This window comes from Iodobacter fluviatilis (assembly GCF_004194535.1).
Taxonomy (GTDB): Bacteria; Pseudomonadota; Gammaproteobacteria; order Burkholderiales; family Chitinibacteraceae; genus Iodobacter; species Iodobacter fluviatilis_A.
This window is the reverse complement of record NZ_CP025781.1, coordinates 181579-202627: the sequence shown is the minus strand read 5'-3', so window position 1 is coordinate 202627 and position 21049 is coordinate 181579. Positions and strand designations below refer to the sequence as shown.

Annotated in this window: 13 protein-coding genes; 11 read left to right on the top strand and 2 right to left on the bottom strand. The window is 49.0% G+C overall.

Going from position 1 to position 21049, the window contains the following annotated elements; all coding sequences use genetic code 11:
* Positions 1-523: 523 nt before the first annotated feature.
* The 10 genes from C1H71_RS00930 (at position 524) to C1H71_RS00885 (ending at position 14470) form a co-directional block, all read left to right on the top strand.
* Complete coding sequence (locus C1H71_RS00930) at positions 524-1594, top strand: 5-methyltetrahydropteroyltriglutamate--homocysteine methyltransferase (RefSeq protein WP_130104891.1); 1071 nt, start codon at positions 524-526, stop codon at positions 1592-1594.
* A gap of 7 nt (positions 1595-1601) precedes the next feature.
* Entirely contained in the window at positions 1602-3125 is a 1524-nt protein-coding gene (locus C1H71_RS00925) for an ATP-binding protein (protein ID WP_130104890.1), read from the top strand.
* 174 nt (positions 3126-3299) lie between these two features.
* Positions 3300-4313, top strand: coding sequence for a substrate-binding domain-containing protein (locus C1H71_RS00920; protein WP_130104889.1), 1014 nt, complete (start codon positions 3300-3302; stop codon positions 4311-4313).
* 719 nt (positions 4314-5032) lie between these two features.
* Positions 5033-6331, top strand: coding sequence for a maltoporin (locus tag C1H71_RS00915; RefSeq protein ID WP_130104888.1), 1299 nt, complete (start codon positions 5033-5035; stop codon positions 6329-6331).
* A 422-nt stretch (positions 6332-6753) separates the two neighbouring features.
* Positions 6754-8370 (top strand): alpha-glucosidase, encoded by a 1617-nt coding sequence (locus C1H71_RS00910; protein ID WP_130104887.1) that lies wholly within the window; start codon positions 6754-6756, stop codon positions 8368-8370.
* A gap of 3 nt (positions 8371-8373) precedes the next feature.
* Entirely contained in the window at positions 8374-9483 is a 1110-nt protein-coding gene (locus C1H71_RS00905) for an ABC transporter ATP-binding protein (RefSeq protein ID WP_130104886.1), read from the top strand.
* A 90-nt stretch (positions 9484-9573) separates the two neighbouring features.
* Positions 9574-10773, top strand: a complete 1200-nt coding sequence (gene malE / locus C1H71_RS00900) for a maltose/maltodextrin ABC transporter substrate-binding protein MalE (protein WP_130104885.1) — start codon at positions 9574-9576, stop codon at positions 10771-10773.
* A gap of 313 nt (positions 10774-11086) precedes the next feature.
* Positions 11087-12613 (top strand): maltose ABC transporter permease MalF, encoded by a 1527-nt coding sequence (gene malF, locus C1H71_RS00895; protein WP_130104884.1) that lies wholly within the window; start codon positions 11087-11089, stop codon positions 12611-12613.
* Positions 12613-13503 (top strand): maltose ABC transporter permease MalG, encoded by an 891-nt coding sequence (gene malG, locus C1H71_RS00890; RefSeq protein WP_130104883.1) that lies wholly within the window; start codon positions 12613-12615, stop codon positions 13501-13503. Before malF ends, malG begins: the two co-directional genes overlap by 1 nt.
* A 694-nt stretch (positions 13504-14197) precedes the next feature.
* Positions 14198-14470 carry a hypothetical protein gene (locus tag C1H71_RS00885; RefSeq protein WP_130104882.1) on the top strand — a complete coding sequence of 91 codons (273 nt, stop codon included), beginning with the start codon at positions 14198-14200 and terminating at the stop codon, positions 14468-14470.
* Between the two features lie 12 nt (positions 14471-14482).
* On the opposite strand, the gene C1H71_RS00880 is transcribed toward C1H71_RS00885, so the two are convergent.
* Complete coding sequence (locus C1H71_RS00880) at positions 14483-16486, bottom strand: methyl-accepting chemotaxis protein (RefSeq protein ID WP_130104881.1); 2004 nt, start codon at positions 16484-16486, stop codon at positions 14483-14485.
* Positions 16487-16712: 226 nt separating this feature from the next.
* Positions 16713-17270: a hypothetical protein gene (locus tag C1H71_RS00875; RefSeq protein WP_130104880.1), complete on the bottom strand. Its 558-nt coding sequence runs from the start codon at positions 17268-17270 to the stop codon at positions 16713-16715.
* A gap of 626 nt (positions 17271-17896) precedes the next feature.
* Between C1H71_RS00875 and C1H71_RS00870 the strand changes: the two genes are divergently transcribed.
* A complete protein-coding gene (locus C1H71_RS00870; protein ID WP_130104879.1) occupies positions 17897-20578 on the top strand; it encodes a hypothetical protein in 2682 nt (893 codons plus the stop codon).
* The last annotated feature ends 471 nt before the right edge of the window (positions 20579-21049 follow it).

The following is a 21049-nucleotide window of genomic DNA, read 5'->3' as shown; positions in this document are numbered from 1 at the left end:
CCGCTTGACTGGTGTTTGTGATGCTTTGATCTGCTTTAAAAGCGATTGGCCTTTGCCCTAAGCCATGTGTTGAACCGTTTAAGTCTTGGCTTTGGTCTGTGTCTGTATGCGTTAGCAGAATTTTTAAATACTAAATAAGAGAGCACGCGGTGATAGCCGTGCTCTTTCGCTGTTGACGTCATCTCCCTCGCTTTGCGCGAAAGATAGCTACTCCCCAATGGCAGGAAGGCAAAGCTGGGCAGATATGGTGAGGCTGAGCAAGGTGCTTGTTTACACTTTTTTGGCTCGGCGCTTTTTTACTACTGTTTAGTGTCTGGGCTTGATTTGCGGGCTGCAATCACGGGGCTTGAGAGTGAAATCATGCAGTTACTGTCTGTGTTCTGACTAATTTTCCATTTTTCGTTATTTTTTATGCATATCGTTTGTTTTTGTATTGTTGTAACATGAAATAATTTAGAAAGAATTATGCAAGTAGTGTGATCTCACTTAAAATAAAGGAAGTTAAATCTAGGAGCGTTATTTCATGAGTATTAAGACTGAATCCATAGGCAGTATTCCGCGGTCGGCCAAATTACAACGCGCTCTGGTTTTGCACGCTAAGGGTGAGCTGGGCGATGCTGAAATGGAGGTCTTTTACGATGAAGCCGTTAAAGAAACGGTGAAGAAGCTAGAGGCCATTGGCTCTCCTGTGCTGGGCGATGGTGAACAGCGTAAAACCCATGGTTTTGCCACATATGGGGTTGAGGGCAATGAAAATATGGCCCCAGATGGTTTGTGTATTCCTTTTCATGACGGGCACATTCGCCAGCTGCCACGCTTAACCCGTGGGCCTTTTCGTTTTGCGCGTTTTGCGCACGAAACCATCGCTCTGGCTCGTCAATATACTCAAAAGCCTTTTAAGCAAGCCATTATTTCGGCCTCGGCACTGAGCCTGCTTTATCCCGCTCAGGGGCTCGCTGATTACCCACGGGATGAGTTTGTAACTGATTTATTGGCAGAACAAGAAAAAGAAATTCGCGGCTGTTTTGCCCAAGGCGCAAGTAAAGTACAGCTTGATTTTACTGAGGGGCGGCTCTCAGTAAAGCTAGATCCTAGTGGGCATATTTTGCGTAGCTTTATTGATATCAATAATATGTTGCTTGATCGGTTTAGCCCTGAAGAGCGGCAAAAAATTGGCATTCATACCTGCGCCGGCAGCGATCATGATTCCACCCATAGTGCTGATGTGGATTACGCCGAATTATTGCCTGGCTTATTTGAAATTAAAGCGGGGTGTTTTTATATTGCGCTGGCTTGTGAGAAAGATCCTGAAAGAGTGCTGAAAATTATTCAGCAGTATCGTAAGCCTGATCAAGTGATTTTTGTGGGAGTGATCGATGTGATTGATCCGCAAATTGAAACCCCACAAATGGTATGCGACAGAGTCTTGCAAGCTGCGCGTTACATCCCGCACCCTTATCTGGCAACGACCGATGATTGTGGCTTTTCGCCATTTTGCGATGACATTAGCACCAGCAGGGAAACCGCTTTCGCAAAAATTGCCGCCCGTATTGAAGGCACCGCACTTGCGGCGCGTCAGCTAGGCTACGCCTGAGCCCATCGTGATTCTGCATAGCTATTCATTGTTTGATAAAGCCGGGCATTTGCAGGAATGGAATGGTGCGTTTGCCGAAGAGTTTTCCGCAGCACCATTGCACTCCGGCATGAGCATTGATGCCATTCTTACAGAGTGTCAAACTGCGGTTTTATCCAGTGATTTAGGCTCATTTTATTACGCCAATGCTTTGTTTTCAGCAGAAGGTGATGTGCAGCTAACAAGCAAGGGCCTATTTGTGCGCATGGCACGGTTAAGCCGAGTGATGGTGGTGGATGAAGTTAGTTTATTGCGCTCGGCCGCGATGCAAATGTCCAATACCATTGTGGCCGAACGGGCTAGTCAGGAAGAGGCTTTGCGGCGGGCCAAAAATGAGTCTGACGCGGCAAATCACGCAAAAAGTCAGTTTTTAGCCACCATGAGCCATGAAATCCGTACCCCACTTAATGGCATTTTGGGTATGGCGCAGCTGCTTTTGTTGGATGATCTGGATAAAGATGAGCGGCTGAGTTATGCGCAAATTATTTTAAAATCAGGTCAAAGCTTATTAACGCTACTTAACGATATTTTGGATTTATCTAAGGTAGAAGCGGGTAAATTTGAGCTTAATATGTCTTGTTTTGAGCCAGAAAAGCTCATAGACGATGTACTGTCTTTGTTCGCCTACAGCCTTACACAAAAAAATATCAGCGTGAGCCGCAGCTGGACTACGCCAGAGGATAAGCCCCGTTATCTGGGCGATGCATTACGTTTACGGCAGATGTTGGCTAATTTGCTGGGTAATGCGGTGAAATTTACAGAGTCTGGCACGGTGACGGTGGAGGCTTACGAAAGCCGCCGCGAAAACGACCGCGCCATGCTGATGTTTAAAGTTTATGACTCGGGTATTGGCATTAACCCAGAGCAGCAATTGGCACTATTTTTGCCTTTTTCTCAGATTGATAATAGCAATACGCGTAAATACGGTGGCAGTGGGCTGGGGCTATCTATCGTGCGTGAATTGGCTAGGTTAATGGAAGGTGAGGTAGGGGTGGAAAGCGAGCTGGGTAAGGGCTCTTGTTTTTGGTTTTGCATCCGAGTGGCGCTGGATTTTACCGAGCCCGCCAGCGTATCCCCTAAGGCGGGCCATGAAAGCCCTGCTGCAAAGCGCTCGCTGCCTATTTTGGTGGTCGACGATAACCCACTCAATTTAACCGTTATTAAAATGATTTTATCTAAGCTGGGCTTTGCGCTGGAGCTGGCTCAGAATGGCCGCGAAGCGATTCAGCTGCTTGCCGATGACGTGATGCCTGCTCTTATTTTTATGGATTGCCAGATGCCTGATATTGATGGCTTTGAGGCAACACGGCAGATTCGGCAAATAGAAATCGCGAAACATCGCCCCCGCATCCCTATTATTGCCTTAAGCGCGGGTGTGTTTGAGCAAGATCGCCAACAGTGCATAGACGCAGGGATGGATGATTTTCTTGCCAAGCCTATTAATATCGAGGCACTGCAAGTTACGCTCAAAAAATGGTTGACGGAATACTAGTGCGCTATTAAAAGCCTACTTTGTTTGATCAATTCATTTTAAATATGCACGGATTAATTCAGTTTTCTTTTGGAGGGGAGGTGTCTTTTTGCGCTCCTTTAGAGCTTTGAATTCTGGCGTAATTGGCGGGCAGCGTGGTATAAGCTCAATGATCATGATCTTACAGTCAACATAATGAATTTGCGGGAATTGGCTCTGCTATTGAACTTATCGCCAACAACGGTAAGCCGCGCCTTAAATGGCTTTTCTGATGTGAGCGAAAAGACACGGCAGCGGGTGACGGCAGCGGCGGAGCGGCATGGTTATCAGCCCAATAGCACGGCCAGAAAGCTGGCGCTGGGTCGCACCGATTGCGTAGGCATGATTTATCCGCTGCAACCTAATGATTTAAACGATCCTGTTTTTCACGCCATTGTTGGCGGAATGACCGATCAGTTTAATGATGCAGGCATCGATCTGATGCTGATTTCGGCAGATAACCACAATGAGCTACAAACCTACCAACGCATTACCGCTGGGCACAGGGTAGATGGGCTGATTGTGGCGCGTACCTGTGTATTTGATGAGCGATTACGCTATTTGCAATCGTGTCAGTTCCCTTTTGTAGCGCATGGCCGCTCGCAAATGGATACACCTTATCCTTGGTTTGATTACGATAATGATGCGGGCACGCGTGCTGCAGTTGAGCGCTTGCTGGCCTTGGGCCACAAACGCATCGCCCTGATTTCTGCACCCCTAGCGCTTAATTTTGCCATGCAGCGTAAGCAGGGCTTTGTGGCGGCGATGCAGGCAGCAGGGGTGACGGTAGAGGCCAGCTTATTGCAAGAAGGCGCGCTGACTGCGCAAATGGGCGAGGCGTTAATGCACCGTCTGCTTAAACAAAGCCTGCGGCCCACCGCCGTGGTGGTCGATAATAATCTAGCCGCGATGGGCGTGCTGGCCGCTTTGCGCCAAGCTGAACTAAGGGCAGGCACGGATATCTCCTTGATTGTATTTGGTGGCGTAGCGCCAGAGCTGGCGATGGGGCAAAACATCACTGCCATCCGCCAACCAGATCCACGCGAAGCAGGCGTCACGCTGGCCTCGTTAATGCTGGCGCGCTTACGGGGAGAAGACACTGCATCCTTACAAGTGCTCTGGCCAACGCTATTGCAACCGGGCACGAGCGATCAGGTTTGTTTGGTTTAACGCTGCCGTTAAACTCAAATCTTAAAATGCTGGGAAAACCACGCTGGAGTAAGGAATAAGAGGGTCGGGGGATCGCTTGGGAACGAGTAACGAGGCAATTGCTTTGCCGCTGACTCGATTGTCCGTAGCGAAGGGGGAGGCGTGTTTCGTGGGGTGGCCGTCTTTTCTTACTTTCTTGGCCGTTCAAGAAAAGAGTGCCCTCGCGGTGGCGACTGCTCCGAAATCAACGCGCCGAAGACACTGATTTTTTTGACTGTGCTTAGCAGGTATAGGGTGAAGCACGAGTATTTTTCAGCATCGCTAAAGGATTGTGGCTTTTTTGTGAATTGCTCCTAGTTCACTGGGTTTGTAATGTAAATCCCATTTTATTTTTTGCCCGTCTCTCTTGTAAGGAGGCGGGCATTTTTATTGCCTTGTGCTTACCTTCCGGTTTGAATGAATGGTCAGTTTGATGGTTTTTGAATATTGTAAATAGGGTTATCAATGTAGTTTACATCATGTAGTCCCGTGGATTAACTTACGAAAAACAAATCCAAACCGCTTTGGAAACTGTGGTTAGATTTGTTTTTATTGTCTTAAAACCGCTTAAAACAAATAAAAAAATGGATTGAAAGCGCTTTTGATCAGCCTTGGCAATATGATTTGCTATTTTGTAGCGATAAATTTATTTACTACAAGATGGCTTAGTCGTTTTTTGTCCTATTTAGGGAAGAGATGAGATGAAATTCAGATCAGTAAATCAGTTATTTGCACCGGCTCAAATAGCGCTAGCCGTTTGTGGCTTAGGTTTGGTGAGTAGTGCCATGGCCATGCCGGTGGATTTTCATGGCTATGCACGCAGCGGTATTGGCTCTAATGCTACGGGGGGTGGATCGCAATCTTGTTTTCAGCTGGAGGGTGCGGGTTCTAAATACCGTTTGGGCAATGAGTGCGAGACTTACGCCGAATTTGCAGTTGGCGGCAATGTGTTTGAGAAAAAAGAAACTGGCACGCGTTTTAGAATTGAATCGCGCCTCGCTGTTTCTGCCAAACAGTTTCAGGATTGGGAAAGTGATTCAGGCAAATCTGCCGAGTTTGCTTTCCGTGAAATGTATGTCACAGCCGAAGGCGTAGGCTTGGGTGAAAGTAAACTGTGGGCGGGTAAGCGTTTTTATGATCGCCAAGATGTACACATTAATGACTTTTATTTCTGGGATAACTCCGGCCCCGGCGCTGGGATTGAAAACGTAGACGTGGGTTTCGCCAAATTTGCCTACGCATGGCGTCAGAACACCGTAACCACATCCGACACTAGTGTTGAAAATCTGGATCGCAAAATCGGCGTATCCGGTCATGATTTCCGCCTCTCTGGCATTAAAGTGAATCCCAATGGTGAGCTGACGGTAGGTATTGATTTGCGCTTTGCCAATAAAGCAGACAAAGATCAGGGCAAGGCCACCGATGGCTTTGGTTTGAATCTGATGCACACCCAAAATGGTGTATTGGGTGGCTTTAATAAAATTGCCCTGCAGTACGCCAAGGGCAATATCTCTAGTTTTGCTGCAGGCTACCCAAATGTGAACGCTGATTCTGGCGATAAAGCCTACCGCGTGGTTGAGCAGCTGATGTGGCAGCCAGAAAACAGCCGCTACTCCGGCATGATGGCGGCCGTCTGGCAAAAAACTGATCCGGCTGCAACAGGCAAGGGGCAAACTTGGATGTCGTTTGGCGTGCGCCCAACGTATATGTTTACCGATAACCTGGGGGCGGCGATTGAAGTGGGCTACGACCGTGTTAAGCCAGAAGAAGGCGATGCACGTAATCTGTTAAAAACCACAGCAGCATTTTTGGTGCAGCCAGAAAAAGGCTTTTGGAGCCGCCCGCAATTACGCTTTTTTGCTACCTACGCCAAGTGGGATCAAGCGGCGCAGGATGCGGCTGGTCTAAAAGCGGTGAACAACCCGCTATCGGCCAATGGGCCGTTTGGTAATGACCGCAGTGGTTTCACCTTTGGCGCTCAGGCCGAAGTGTGGTGGTAAGTTGTGCTAGTGCAGTCTTAATTGATATTAGACAACCCAAATCTTGAAACACGCAGGCCACAGAGAACACAGAGTTTCACGGAGAAAAGCGTTTATAAATCTGGCTATTTAATTTAAGTTTTTTCAATTTAAAAATATAGATTTCAACCCCTGTCTAATATTAGACAAGGCCTACGAGCTAAGTCTCGAAATAACTTCCTGAAATGGTTCACACAATAAAATCGTCATTCCCGAGTGTTTTTGTCGGGAATCCAGTGGCTCTGCTGGATCCCCGATAAAACCATTCGGGGATGACGGGAGTGTTATTTCAGGAAATGAACCAAGAGCTAAGTTAGCCCAAGCGTTTATCTGCTGATGTTCAGGCTGGCTTAGCGTGTTTAACCCCTCTGGGCCTTGCCCATAATTTTAAAATGGATTGAGTCATGCTCAAGACAGATCGTGAATGGTGGCGTGGTGCTGTCATCTATCAAGTTTATCCACGTAGTTTTGCAGATGCCAATGCCGATGGCGTGGGTGATTTGCAGGGCTTGCTCGGCAAATTGCCCTATATTGCCGCGCTGGGGGTGGATGCGGTCTGGATTAGTCCATTTTTTAAATCGCCCATGAAAGACTTTGGCTACGATGTAAGCGATTATTGTCAGGTTGATCCGCTATTTGGCACGCTGGCCGATTTTGATGCCGTACTGGCAAAAGCGCATCAGCTGGGCTTAAAAGTGATGATCGATCAGGTGCTCTCGCACACCTCAGATCAAAACACTTGGTTTACTGACAGCCGACAAAGCCGCACTGGCGACAAAGCCGATTGGTATGTATGGGCAGATGCTAAGGCGGATGGCTCTGCGCCAAATAATTGGTTATCTGTGTTTGGTGGCCCCGCGTGGACGTGGGATACCCGCCGTTGCCAATATTATTTGCATAATTTCTTAAGTAGTCAGCCGGATTTAAACTTCCATTGCCCTGCCGTGCAGGACGCCATTTTAGAAGCGATTCGTTTCTGGCTGGCGCGTGGCGTAGATGGTTTTCGCTTTGATGCGTGTAATTTTCATTTTCATGATCGCAAGCTGCGTAATAATCCGCCCGCTAAAAGTAAAGATACCAAAACAGTTAGCCCGGATAATCCTTACGGCTTTCAGGCGCATGTGCATGATAAATCCCAGCCAGAGAATATCGACTTTCTAAAACGTGTGCGTCTGCTGCTGGATGAATACGGCGCAATGAGCGTCGGGGAGGTGGGGGACGACGATAGTCTGAAAGTGATGGCCGAATACACCACAGGCGGCGATAAGCTGAATATGGCGTATAGCTTTAATTTGCTGACTAAAGACTTTACGGCGGCGTATATCCGCAAGCAAATTGAAGACCTTGAAAAACGCATTGGCGATGGTTGGGGCTGCTGGTCGATTGGCAATCATGATGTGATGCGTGTGCTGAGCCGCTGGGGCAATAACAGCCAGAACCCACGATTTTCGCGCAGTATGCTGGCGATGCTGCTGTGTTTCAGAGGCTCGGCCTGCCTATGGCAGGGGGACGAGCTGGGCCTGCCCGAGGCCGATATTCCGTTCGAGCTATTGCAAGATCCTTACGGTATTGCCATGTGGCCAGAATTTAAAGGCCGCGATGGCTGCCGCACACCCATGCCTTGGCAGCATGATGCAGCGGCTGCGGGTTTTAGCAGCGGCGCACCTTGGTTGCCGGTGCCTGAATCACACCAGCAACTGGCCGTCAGCACACAAGAGCATGACACTAAATCCACCTTAAACTTTTATCGCCATTTTATTAGCTGGCGCAAGACGCAAGCCGTACTTTGGCAAGGTGATATTCAGTTTATGGATGCGCCTGAGCCGCTGCTAGCCTTTAGCCGCAGCCTGAATGGTGAGCGCTGGCTGTGCGTATTTAATTTATCTGAAAGTTGTCAATTGCTGCCGTGTAAAGAAAATCTCACGCTACTGGTTGATGCATGCCTGAGTGGTGCAAGCATTAAGTCAGGTATGATTGAGTTTGATCATTGGGGCGCGCTGATTGCCCGCGTAGAGGCTTAAGGTATGGCTACAGTTTCATTAAAAGGCATTAAAAAAGCGTTTTCTTCGGTATACACCCTGCACGGCATCGATTTAGAAATCAAAGATGGTGAATTTATCGTGTTTGTTGGGCCATCGGGCTGCGGTAAATCGACCCTGCTGCGCACTATTGCGGGCTTGGAAGACATTACTGATGGCGAAATGTGTATCGATGGCCTGCGTGTAAACGAGCTGCCGCCAGTAAAACGCGGTATTTCTATGGTGTTTCAGAGCTACGCGCTGTACCCGCATATGGATGTGTTTGAAAACCTCGCTTTTGGCCTCAAGCTGGCAGGCATGAAAAAAGCTGAGTACACGCCGCTGGTAGAGCGGGTGGCTAAGGTGTTGCAAATCGAGCCTTTATTGCGCCGCAAGCCGCGTGATATGTCGGGTGGGCAGCGGCAGCGGGTGGCGATTGGCCGCGCCATTGTGCAAAAGCCTAAGGTGTTTTTGTTTGATGAGCCGCTGTCTAATCTGGATGCCTCGTTGCGGGTGCAGATGCGTATCGAAATCGCCCGTTTGCACCGCGAGTTGGGCAGCACCATGATTTATGTGACCCACGACCAAACTGAAGCGATGACGCTGGCCGATCGGATTGTGGTGCTGCGTGCTGGGCAAGTTGAGCAGGTCGGTACGCCAATCGAGCTGTATTACCAGCCCGATAATCTGTTTGTAGCGGGCTTTATTGGTTCGCCAAAAATGAATACTTTAAGCGCTAAAATTACCGCCATTGAACAGGGCCGTGTAACGGTTGCTTTAGCCGATGGCAGCCAGATAGCGGTAACGGTAGAGGCGGCAAGTGCAAATATCGGTGATGAAGTCACACTGGGTGTGCGTCCAGAGCATTTAAAAATGTCATCTGTAGCGAGCACTAATGTGTTGGCTGGCATAACACTGGCGCTGGAGCATCTGGGTGAAGCGTCGATGTTGTATTTAGAAGTACCCGGTATGCGGGATACCTTTGTCGCCCGAATGCCTGCGCTGTTTAGCTCAAAACCGGGCGAGCGCAGTGTGCTGCACTTTAAGCCGGAGCACGGTTTTTTGTTTAATGCCGATGGCAGCGCAATGCGCCGTCTTCACCCACTGGCCGAATAATCATTTGGCTTTTTAAAAATTGCAGCTTTATTTTGCCTGCGCTGGGTATTTCTCTGGCAAGGGCTTTGCTCAGGTTTTTTTGGAGGGTTTATGAATACAAAACGCCGCCAGTTTGGCAAGTTTGTCGTTTCTTCCATCGCAGCAGCCGTCGCGATTTCTTTTGCTGGGCCTGCTTTTGCTGCGGATAAACTGGTGATTTGGGTGAATGGCGATAAGGGTTATAAGGGCATCGAGCAGGTTGGCGCTGCTTTTACCAAGGCCACTGGGGTAGAGGTGGTGGTAGAGCATCCCGAAGATGCGCCTTCTAAATTTCAGCAGGCGGCCGCTGCGGGCAAAGGCCCAGATATTTGGATTTGGCCGCATGATCGCCTTGGCGAATGGATGACAGCGGGCTTACTTAGCCCGATTACGCCATCCAAAAAAGTGCAGGCCGAGATCGACCCGCTGGCTTGGAAAGCTTTTACCGTGAATGGTAAGCAATGGGGCTATCCGATCGCCATTGAAGCGCTGGCGCTGATTTACAACAAAGACCTCGTACCCGTGCCGCCTAAGAGTTTTGATGATGTGATGGCGCTAGATAAAAAACTGGCCGTACAGGGCAAAAAAGCCATCCTGTGGGATTACGGCGAGCCTTATTTTAGCTGGCCATTGCTAGCAGCAGGCGGCGCGTATGCCTTTAAGCCTAAGGCCGATGGTACTTACGATGCTAAAGATGTCGGTGTAAACAACGCGGGAGCGATTGCGGGTTTAGAAACCATTAATAAAATGATTAAAACCGGTGTAATGCCAAAAAGCGCTACTTATGCCGATATGGAAGCCGGTGTAAATCAGGGCAAAATCGCCATGATGATTAACGGGCCGTGGGCTTGGGATAATCTGAAAAAGAGCAAAATCAACTGGGGTGTCGCGCCGATTCCATCGATTAATGGTCAGCCGGGCGCGCCATTTGTGGGTGTATTGGGTGCGATGCTGAATCGCTCATCCAAGAATAAAGAGCTGGCGGTGGAGTTTTTAGAAAACCATATGCTCACCGTGCAAGGCCTTAAAACCGTCAATGCCGATGTGGCCTTGGGTGTGCCTGCTAATAAAGCCTTTTTTAATGAGCTGAAGTCTAATCCGGCCATCAAAGCCTCAATGGAATCCGCTAAGGCGGGACAGCCTATGCCTAATATCCCCGAAATGGGCCGTTTCTGGGCTTCATTAAAATCAGCATTGCAAAATGTATCGCAAGGCCGCCAAACCCCTAAGCAGGGCCTGGATGCTGCGGCGGCACGGATTAGCAGTAAGTAAGGCGCTTTCCTCAAGTTAAACCTTGAACCACAGAGTAAAAGGAGGACACAGAGCTCCACAGAGGAAACCTAAAACATGCCTTTGGATTTTCTCTGTGGCCTCTGTGTTCTCTGTGGTTCGGGGTTTTGCTCTCTCGGTAGTTAATCTGATGGTATGAAGTGCCTGTAGGGCGGGTGAACACCGCCAGATTTTGGTATGCAACAGCATCTGGCAAAACGATAGAAAACGGCGGGTTTCACCCGCCCTACGATGATTCGATGTTTGAAATATCTAATAGCAAGGGCGCAGCCAGTTTATGCGACTAAGGAAAAATATGATGGGCGGATTTAATATGCGCTGGCTGCTGGTTACGCTAGGTGGGGTGCTGCTCATGGCGGGTTTGTGGCTGCTGCTTGGCGTTTATCAGGCAGGTCATACGCTGAGCGCAGTGGGTGGTTTGGTGGTGCTGGCCGCGAGTGCTTGGGTGTTTTTATCGCCCAAGGCTTACGCTTACCGCTATCTTTATCCCGGCGTGGCGGCTGTGCTGGTGTTTATTGTTTTTCCTGCTGTGTATACCGCAGGGATTGGTTTTACCAATTATAGCTCGACCAATCTGCTGAGTTTTGATCGGGTAACAGCCTATATGCTGAGCGAAACCACCACCGCCGATGGCCAAGGCATGGGATTTTCTTTGCATCAATCTGGCGAGCAGTATCGGCTTAAGTTAAGCGATGAAGCGGGCCAGAGCTGGGTTTCCCCACCGATTAAATTACAAGACAACAAGCCGCAGCCGCTGCAATTGCAAGCGCTGGGCACTGAAAACCTACCCGAAAAAGAATCTATCAAAACGGTGATTGCTAAACAAGCCGCTTTAAAAGCGCTGCGCCTGACTTTGCCCAATCAAGCACAAACTTGGCGTTTAAGCAGCCTGAGCCAGTTTTCGCCCACCCAGCTTTTATATCAAAAGAACGCCGACGGCACATTGCTTAATACCCAAGATGGCAGCCTAATTAAGCCTAATTTTAAAACGGGCTTTTATGAAACAGCTGCAGGTGAAAACTTGATTCCGGGTTTTAAAGTGAATGTGGGTTTTAGTAATTTCACACGGATTTTTGCCAGTGACGACTTCCAAGGGCCAATGTTTAAAATCTTTGGCTGGACGGTCTTATTCGCTTTTCTAACCGTGGTGTTTACCTTTGTGGTGGGCATGGTGCTGGCGGTGGTGCTGAATTGGGAAGCGCTGCGTTTTCGTGGGGTGTATCGCACGCTGCTGTTTTTGCCTTACGCCGTGCCGGGTTTTATTTCGATTCTGGTGTTTCGAGGCTTGTTTAATGAAAGCTTTGGTGAAATAAACATGGTGCTCAATGGCCTGTTTGGCTTGCGGCCCGCTTGGTTTTCAGACCCGTTTAACGCCAAGGCGATGATCTTAATTGTAAACACTTGGCTGGGTTACCCTTACATTATGCTGCTGTGCTCTGGGCTGATTAAATCGATTCCTAGCGATTTATACGAAGCATCGGCCATCAACGGCGCTGGCCCGCTGACAAATTTATTTAAGATTACCTTGCCGCTGATTCTTAAGCCGATGATGCCGCTGCTTATTGCCTCCTTCGCGTTTAACTTTAATAACTTTGTACTGATCAGCCTGCTCACCGATGGCAGGCCGGATTTTATTGACAGCAAAGTGCCTGCCGGTACTACCGATATTTTGGTTTCATACACCTATCGTTTGGCGTTTCAGGATTCGGGGCAAAATTTTGGTTTGGCCGCGGCTATTTCTACGGTGATTTTTGCGCTGGTGGCCGTGTTGTCGCTGATTAACTTAAAGCTCACCCGCGTCAATCAAGAGGAGAAACGATAATGGCCATGGTGCTGGATCGCTCACATAAATGGCGGGTGCTGGGCGCGCATCTTGCGCTGATCGCCTTTTTGTTACTGATTTTATTTCCGTTTTTTATGATTATTTCTATTTCGCTGCGGCCGGGCAATTTTGCGGCTGGCAGCCTGATTCCTGACACGATTAGTCTGGAGCACTGGAAGCTGGCGCTGGGCTTTAGCTATGTGGATGGCGATGGTGTGCTGATTAAGCCGCAATTTCCTGTACTGCTATGGCTGTTTAACTCGGTGAAAGTGGCCTTTATCAGCGCAGGGGTGATTTTGCTGCTGTCTACCAGCTGTGCCTATGCTTTTGCCCGGCTTAAATTCCGTGGCCGCGTGTTTGGCATGAATGCCTTGCTGCTCTTACAAATGTTCCCCGCTGTGCTGTCGCTAGTCGCCATTTACGCCATCTTTGATGAAATCGGCAACTATGTGCCGTGGCTGGGTATCGACACCCATGGTAGCTTAGTGCTGGCTTACGCCGGTGGCATTGCCTTGCATATTTGGACTATTAAAGGTTATTTCGACACTATTCCGGTCGAGATCGAAGAAGCCGCCAGAGTCGATGGCGCTACCGCGTTTCAATCTTTCCGTTACGTGCTTTTGCCGATGGCCGTGCCGATTTTATTTGTGGTGTTTTTGCTGGCCTTTATCAGCGGCATTATCGAATACCCAGTCGCATCTGTGCTGCTGCACGAGCAAAACAAAATGACGCTGGCGGTTGGCTCCAAGCTTTATCTATATACCCAAAATTATCTATGGGGTGATTTTGCCGCCGCCGCCATTCTTTCTGGCCTGCCCATCAGCTTGCTGTTCCTATTCGCCCAGCGCTGGATGGTATCCGGCCTGACTTCGGGCGGGGTAAAGGGCTAGATGTGGCAGGGTGGTGCAATCGTTCCTATCTAGCTTATGAGTAGAGAAGTTTTCTATTGCCCTATTTGAAAGTCCTATTTTTTGTGTTTTATCAGGCTACCTGAAGCAATAGGTGGCCTGTTTTTTTGATAAGTTACTAGGGTCTGTTGACGTTTCATTCACCATTGCGCTGAGCCGGAAAACGGACAAGCACAAGGCATGCTACTAGGCAATAACGGGTTATTGTCGAGGAGCATCACGCAGTGAATGGCCATTTTCCGGCTCAGCCCTTCGGGTTTAGCCCCTTTTTGGGGCGGAACGAAAGTTAAAAATCGCTCATGCTACGTGTACCATGTCGCAATTTTCTCCTTGTTCAGCCCAAAACTGGGCCAAACGCAGCCGTGAATGAAACGTCAATAGACCCTAGCAGCCTGTCGGACTTAAGACTGATCTACTACGGAAAAGCCGGATTTGGCCATATTTCACGCATTTTCTCGTTGAATAGCCAGCTATTCGCCTCAAAAACCCGCAAAATCTGTCTCCAACCGGCCTTTCCCTCGCTACGATCGCTTAAGTCCGACAGGCTGCTAGAGTAGCTATAAGAGGGTTTTCAAGACGTTAAATAATTGGGGGCGAGCGTTTGATTTCGCAAACTAGTTAAGATCAGTGGCTGATCGCCCCTCCACCTAACGTAAGCTTAGATATTGCGCCAACGATGGAGGTTAATTTACGTAAGCTTCAGCTTGGCCACGTTGATTTAGTATTGGGCGATTTATTTGCGACGCAGGCGGCGCTTTATGATTTAAAACTAGCCGACCAGATTGTACCTCTGGCTCAGGAATGGCCCACACAAGATGCCCACTTTGCCTTTTGCCGCATCAGCGTGGGCGAGCCGGTATTTCAGGCTTTTCAGCAGGCGCTCGATGGCATGATGAAAGACGGGGCTTTAAAGAAAATTCAGCGTCGTTATCATGTGAATACACGCTGATTCTGCCTTGGTTTACTCCAATTTAAATTGCGAAACAAGCCGGTCTAGCTCTACAGCGCTGCGTTGCAGATCGGTTGAGAGTGCTGCGTTCTGGTCGGCGCGGGCACTGTTGTCTTCAGCCATGCGGGCGATTTGCTCAACGCTTTGGGCGACGGTTTGGCTGGCTATTTTTTGCTCGGCCATGGCGGTATTGATTTCAGTGGCGGCATCTAGCTCGGCCTTACTGCTGTCTTTGATATGGGCAAAGGCTTGCGTGGCTTTTTCTACACGCTGGCTACCGCGCTCCATTTCTTGACGGGCAACATCCATGCCTTTGGCTGCGGCATCAGTATCGCGCCGGATGGTGGCAACAAGGGCGGTGATTTCACCGGTGGATGCGGCGGTTCTTTCGGCGAGTTTTCTGACTTCATCGGCCACCACGGCAAAGCCTCGGCCTTGTTCCCCCGCACGTGCGGCTTCAATGGCGGCATTAAGCGCTAGCAAATTGGTTTGTTCGGCAATTTCTTTAATCACCTGCACAATATTGCCGATTTCCCCTGAATGCACTTTCATGCTATCCACATTGCCACCTAGCGTTTCTAGATTGGCCGATAACTCGATAATCTCGTGTAAGACGTCTTGCATCAGCTGCTGGCCCTGATTTACTTCATCTTGGGCGGTGTGTGCTTGCTGCTCGGATGAGGCGGCATGCTCTGATACGGCAGAAATACTGACCGACATTTCTTCGATGGCGGCGGCCATTTCTCCTGAGGCATTCGCTTGGGATAGCGAGGCTTCAAGCATGGCGTTGGCGTTGCCATTGAGTTGCTGCGCGGCACTCGCTACGGCCTGCGTATTGTGGTGGATATGTTGAATAATCTGCCGCAGGCTTTGGGCCATAGTGTTAAAGCTGTCTCCAACTTCGGATAGCTCGTCTTTTACATCGAGTTGCACCAAACGGGATAAATCACCCCTAGCAAAAGCTTCGGCCTCGTGGCGCAGTTGTTTAACCGCACCGTGAATAGAGAGATAAGTGCCGATAAAAAGATAGACTCCAAAGATCAGCATAAATGTCGCAAGGCCGAGCATCATTTGTCGATCGGATTGAATTCTTTGCTCACGTTTGATTAATGAGGCTTTAATTGATTCGAAAATATGCGTGGTTACGCTGTTCATTTGCTCAATGGAGGCGGTCAGGCGGGCAAAGTGTGCTTTAGGCTCTACACTGATTTCGCTACTTGAAAATTCTTTGAGTAAATAGGCATGATCGGCGTGCATCAGCTCGGCCAATGCCTGACCCTCGGTTTGAAGGGCGGTTGAGCGGGTGCGGGCCAGTTTTTCTGTCATGGGCGTAGCCGTGAGCGCCACGATGGCACCCAGAGTATTCATTTGCGTGATCTCCTCTGCCTTTGCGAGCTTAGCCGTGGCCAGGCGCGCACCCATTCCCCTTGCCTTGGCGAGGGCTTCGGATGCAGGAATTAACTGAGAGAAATACACATCTTGCAGATAGTAGCTCTCTGCCTCTGGGTCGAGTGTTAGCCCGGAGGTATGGGCTAGATCGCCCGTGATTTTGATGGTTTGATTGATCGTCTCGGTATGGCTTGCAAAGTTTTCTGCGGGCTTACTTTGTTTCCAACCGCTGATAAGCGCTTCTAATTGCGATTTTAGCTGCGTCCAGGGGCTGCTTAAGCTAGGAAAATCGTTTTGTTTGATTAAGGCATCCGTGCTTTGAATGGCCGTGGTCAGTTTTTGTTCGGTGGCCTCAATATCAGGGCCAAAGTCTGTTTTGCCCTGCAAATAAGATGAGCTTAGGCCGCGATGGCTTTGTGCCAAGCTCATGACTTCCCGTAGTGCAGAGGCATATTGTAAGCCTAGATGCTCGGTGCGGGTGGTGGCGAGTTCTCGGTTAAAGCCCAGTACAATCAGGATCAGCATATAAATCGTGGGGATGGCTAGAACAAAAGCAATCAATGTAAACTTTTGGGCGAAGCGCAGTTTGGATACAAAGCGAACCACAGGTGTAAAAAGTGCTTTCATCGCAATGATCCCACAATAACAATATCTTAATTGTAGTTGACGAATTTGCTTGTAAAGCGGATGGTTTATTTTATTTTTTAAGATGTTTTATGTCAGTTTTGACGTAAATTGAGGTGGGGCAGGGCGTAAGCACATCAAATCAATTGATTGTAAAGCGATGATTTGCGTAGGCAAAAGGGGGCATGTCGGGTGAAGTGTTGCGGGCTTCACCCGGTTTGGAGTGTGATCAGGCTTGGCTTACTGTATTGCCTGATACTTTCATCTTAACGGTGGCACCGCCTTTACGGCTGGAGACTTTATTGGCTTCTGTGCGCAAAGAGGCTTTCATTTGACTCTCCATATGGCCGTTAACAATACCCAGAATGGTGCCGTTGGCCGAATCAAATAAGAGATTAAGCTGGGCATTGCCGCCAACGTGGATATGGTTGATGCCACTGGTGCCGGGGGCTGAACGCCCATCTGCGGTATTGTTAAAAACCATGCGCACCGCTTGGGCCATTTGAGGGCTGCTCCCTTCGATTTCTGCAACGGCTTGCGCGTGAACCTGCCCCAAAGATTTTACCGGCGCACGGTAAGCGTCACCCCATGGGGTGTCAACTTCTGTGGCAACCCACTTGATATTGTCTTCGGTGGCTCCGTCGGGATAGGCTGAGCGAATCGCTTGCTCTATTTTTAATCTGATGGTGTTCTGATGAATTGCACGGCTTGAGGTGGCATGCTGGCGTAGCCAATCCAAATTAGGATGATTCTTAAATCGATTAAACTGAGCGTGAGTAAATGCCATGGGAATAATTCCAGAAAGAAATGCAATTGAAACAGAGAAAAGTCATCAGTAAAGAGGTGGCTAATTACGCTTACTTGCAGGCTTTGCATGATTTAATGCATTTATTTTAACGGCTAGAATAATTTGATGTAATTAATGCCTTTTCGCTAGGGTTTTAATTTATTGTTTTTTAATGAAATAAAAAAGTTTTATTTAAAAAGAAGAACGATAATAAAATTATTAAATAAGACTAAATGAAATAAAAATGTAAGGCAAGGTGCAAATACTATTTTTACCGCTAAAGTAAAATGCCAATCCTCTCAACTGAAGCCGTTTAACTGAGCGAATCCCAAATCTTGAACCCGCGATGCCTTATTTTTTGCGCGTGCTTTTTTCTTACAGCATGAGGTATTTTTTATGCCTTGTGGATAAAGAACGACGCTATATTGGGGTAGGTGTTTTGTATTTGTAAAAAAATTGACTCTATTTAATGTAAGAAAATGGCGATGGCATATTGCTAAATGTAATGCAGATCCAGATCCTAAGAAATAAATAGCTAATATATTTTTGCTTAATTTAGAAAAATACCTTCATTCATCCACATTTTTGCCTAGGCTGGATGCTATGGCCTGATTGGGATTAAACGCATGGATCAACTGCACTTCTCGCACGCGAAAGCTTGTCAGCTTTTATATCTACACCATTTGCAAACGCGGCGCGAGGCTTGGCATGCGTTTAGCCAATCGGGGATAGGCTGGTTTATGTATCGGCGTGATGGCGAGGGGGTGATTCTTAATCCGCAGACGGGTTTGATCTGGCAAGAAATCACCGAGCTAGGGCCGCAGCTGGATTCATCACGCGCTCACGCTAAAGTGCGGCAGCTGGAATGGGCGGGGCTGGCCAATTGGCGTTTGCCTACTCGAGCCGAGCTGATCGATATTGCCTACGCGCCGGGCTTTCCGCTTTGTGAAGAACACGCTTGGTTTGATTGCCCGCTCTGGCTTTACGACAAAGGCTGTGTGTACCTTGATCAACCCGATGAATTTATGGGCCCGGATGGCGCGGCCAATATGATTGCGGTGGACGATACCCTTTGCGCAGATTGGCCGGGTAGCTATCCGCAGGGCTTGTTTGAGTTGGGCTGGACTTGGTTGGGTGCATGGACGAGTAATGCGCGTTTTCCAAAATCTAGCAAGTTTGATGCGGCGCTCACCGCGTGGAAAAGATGGCGTTCCTTAGCGTCGTCAGAAAACGATGGCTTTCATGCCGTGGATAGCAATGCCACCGATTGGCCTAGCTTATTGCGCAAATTAGATTACATCAGTACCCGCCTGCCGGATATCGATAGCAGTACTTTTACTGACGCAGCCAAAGGCTTGTGGGAGCTATGGCCGGTGTCAGATGCCAAACACGCCAGAAGAATCGCTTTAAGCAATGATGGGCAGATGCGGGCGCGTAACCCTGAGCTGGATATTCGAGACGCCAATGTGGCGATTGATTTTGGCACCAGCAGTACGGTGGTGGCGTTTAGAGAAGGAGCACATGACCGCCTGCTGCGTATTGGTGAAAGTAATTTATGGGAGCAGCCGCAGGCCAGCGATTACGAAAACCCAACGGTGCTAGAAGTCATGGATTGGCAGGCGCTGATGGCGGCATGGACATCCGAGGTGTATCGCCCCTTGGTGGATTGGCGTGATATTCATTGCGCCCACGAGGCGCGCGATCATTTGCGTGATAACCATACCGATCCCAAACGCATCGCCAGTATTTTTAGCCGCATGAAGCAATGGGCGCTGGATGAGTTTCCTACCCTGATCAGCGATCAAATCCATCAGGAAGAGCGCATTCTGCCGCCATTTAAGCAGTATCCAAGCAAAAAAGTGGACGATGTTTATGCCGATTTCAACCCGATAGAGCTATACGCTTGGTTTTTGGGAATGTTTATTAATTGGCGGCAACGCGGGATTTTTTTGCGCTATTACATGACGTTTCCGGTGAGCTTTCCGCATGACACCAAGGAAAAAATCCTTAGCGCTTTTCATCATGGCTTGCAGCGCAGCCTGCCCGAAAGCCTCGTTTACGGCCCTCATTTTGCTCAATTTAGGGTTGAAGAGCGTGGCTCAGAGCCTGCTGCCTACGCCGCGTGCGCGCTAAAAGCCTTGCAGTTGGCTCCCAGCGCGGCCGGTGTGGGGCGGGCATTTGCGGTGTTTGATTTTGGCGGAGGCACCACTGATTTTGATTTTGGCTATTACCGCCTGCCTGATAAGGCCGAAGCCGAGGCAGGTTGGGAAGAGGTGATCGAGCACTTTGGCGCGTCGGGGGACAGAATGCTGGGCGGCGAGCAATTGCTAGAAAATCTAGCTTACATCAGCTTTCGCCATAATCTGCCGCAGTGCCGAGAGCATAAAATCGCGTTTCTATTGCCGCAAGACGCCGAAGATTTTGCTGGCTCGGATATGTTCTTAGAAAAAACACGCTCGGCGCAAACCAATAGCATTGTCATGATGGGGCGTTTGCGCTCTTTTTGCGAAACCGGCAATTTGGAGGGGCTAGTGGAAGGCGATATTTGCAAAATGCCGCTGTTAAATCGGGACGGGCTAAAAGTGGATGTGGCGTTTCAGATCCCGCAAAACGAGCTGCGCGATTATCTGCGAGCACGGATCGAGCGCGGTGCAATGGCTTTTTTTGCCGCCATGCAAGCCGCATTTAAAAGCCACGGCGGCATGCCCGCTGCTGTGGATGTGTTGCTGGCAGGCAATGCCTGCCGATCGCCTTGGGTGATGGAGTTGTTTGGCTTAACAGGCTCGCCCATAGGCGCGATTATGGCGTTTGAGCAGTTAGAGATCGTAGTGCATCCGCCACTCTTGGCCGACCCAAGCAACCCATGGCGGCCCACGGCCAAAACCGGCGTGGCACTGGGTCTGCTGCGGCTTTGCCCAGGAGAGACGCTGAAAGTGATTAATCTATCCTTACTTAAAGACGACGCGCCGTTTTTATTCTCAGTAGGCAAATTGCTCAATGGCGAGTTCGACCCCTGCCTACCCTCGCATGGCTCTTATGGCCTGTGGCATGAAGTAGGACGTCCATTGGATGGGGTGTTTAATCTGGCCTATACCCACTCACCCCGTGCCCGTACCGATCAGCGTATGGACAGAAGCGACCCCGATTTACGCTATAGACGTATTGATTTTCCTGATAGCGGCGAAGGGCAAAAAGTTTACTCCCGCGCGATCGCCCCCAACCTCATCGAAATCTGTCTAGCCCATGATTTAAGCCTTACAGGCCAGCCAGAGCCAGCGTGCCATTTTTTACAGCTGGCACTGGCCTGAGGAGGAAATCATATCAATGTAAGCTCAAACCCATGATTTATAAACTATGAAAGCATGTGGTATTTTTTGGGGGTGGGGCTATCTTGTTTTGCTTGAGGGTCGAAGTAAATCAACGCTTTGCATCGTTCAGTCAGGGCCAACTTTAGTTGAGTAATCGCCCGTGGTTGAGTAGCACAGCAGGAAAACAGCGCTTTAAAATCGATAATGCGATTGATCTTGTAGCAACAATTATTATCTGCTGCTGAAGTGTAAACGCCTTTGCAGAAAAGAGCTGGCGAGCCTTAGAGAAGGCTTATTTGCTGACTATTTTAACCAAGTTGACTTGGTTATTGAGGTTGGCAAAAAAAGCCATTAATTCAGCGTGTACATTGCTGATTATCTTGTATTTATAAATCAGTGTGTTGTGATCGATTAAAGATATTGCCGCATGCCTTGAATAAAGGCATGCGGCTTAAGTTGATATGATTGGCT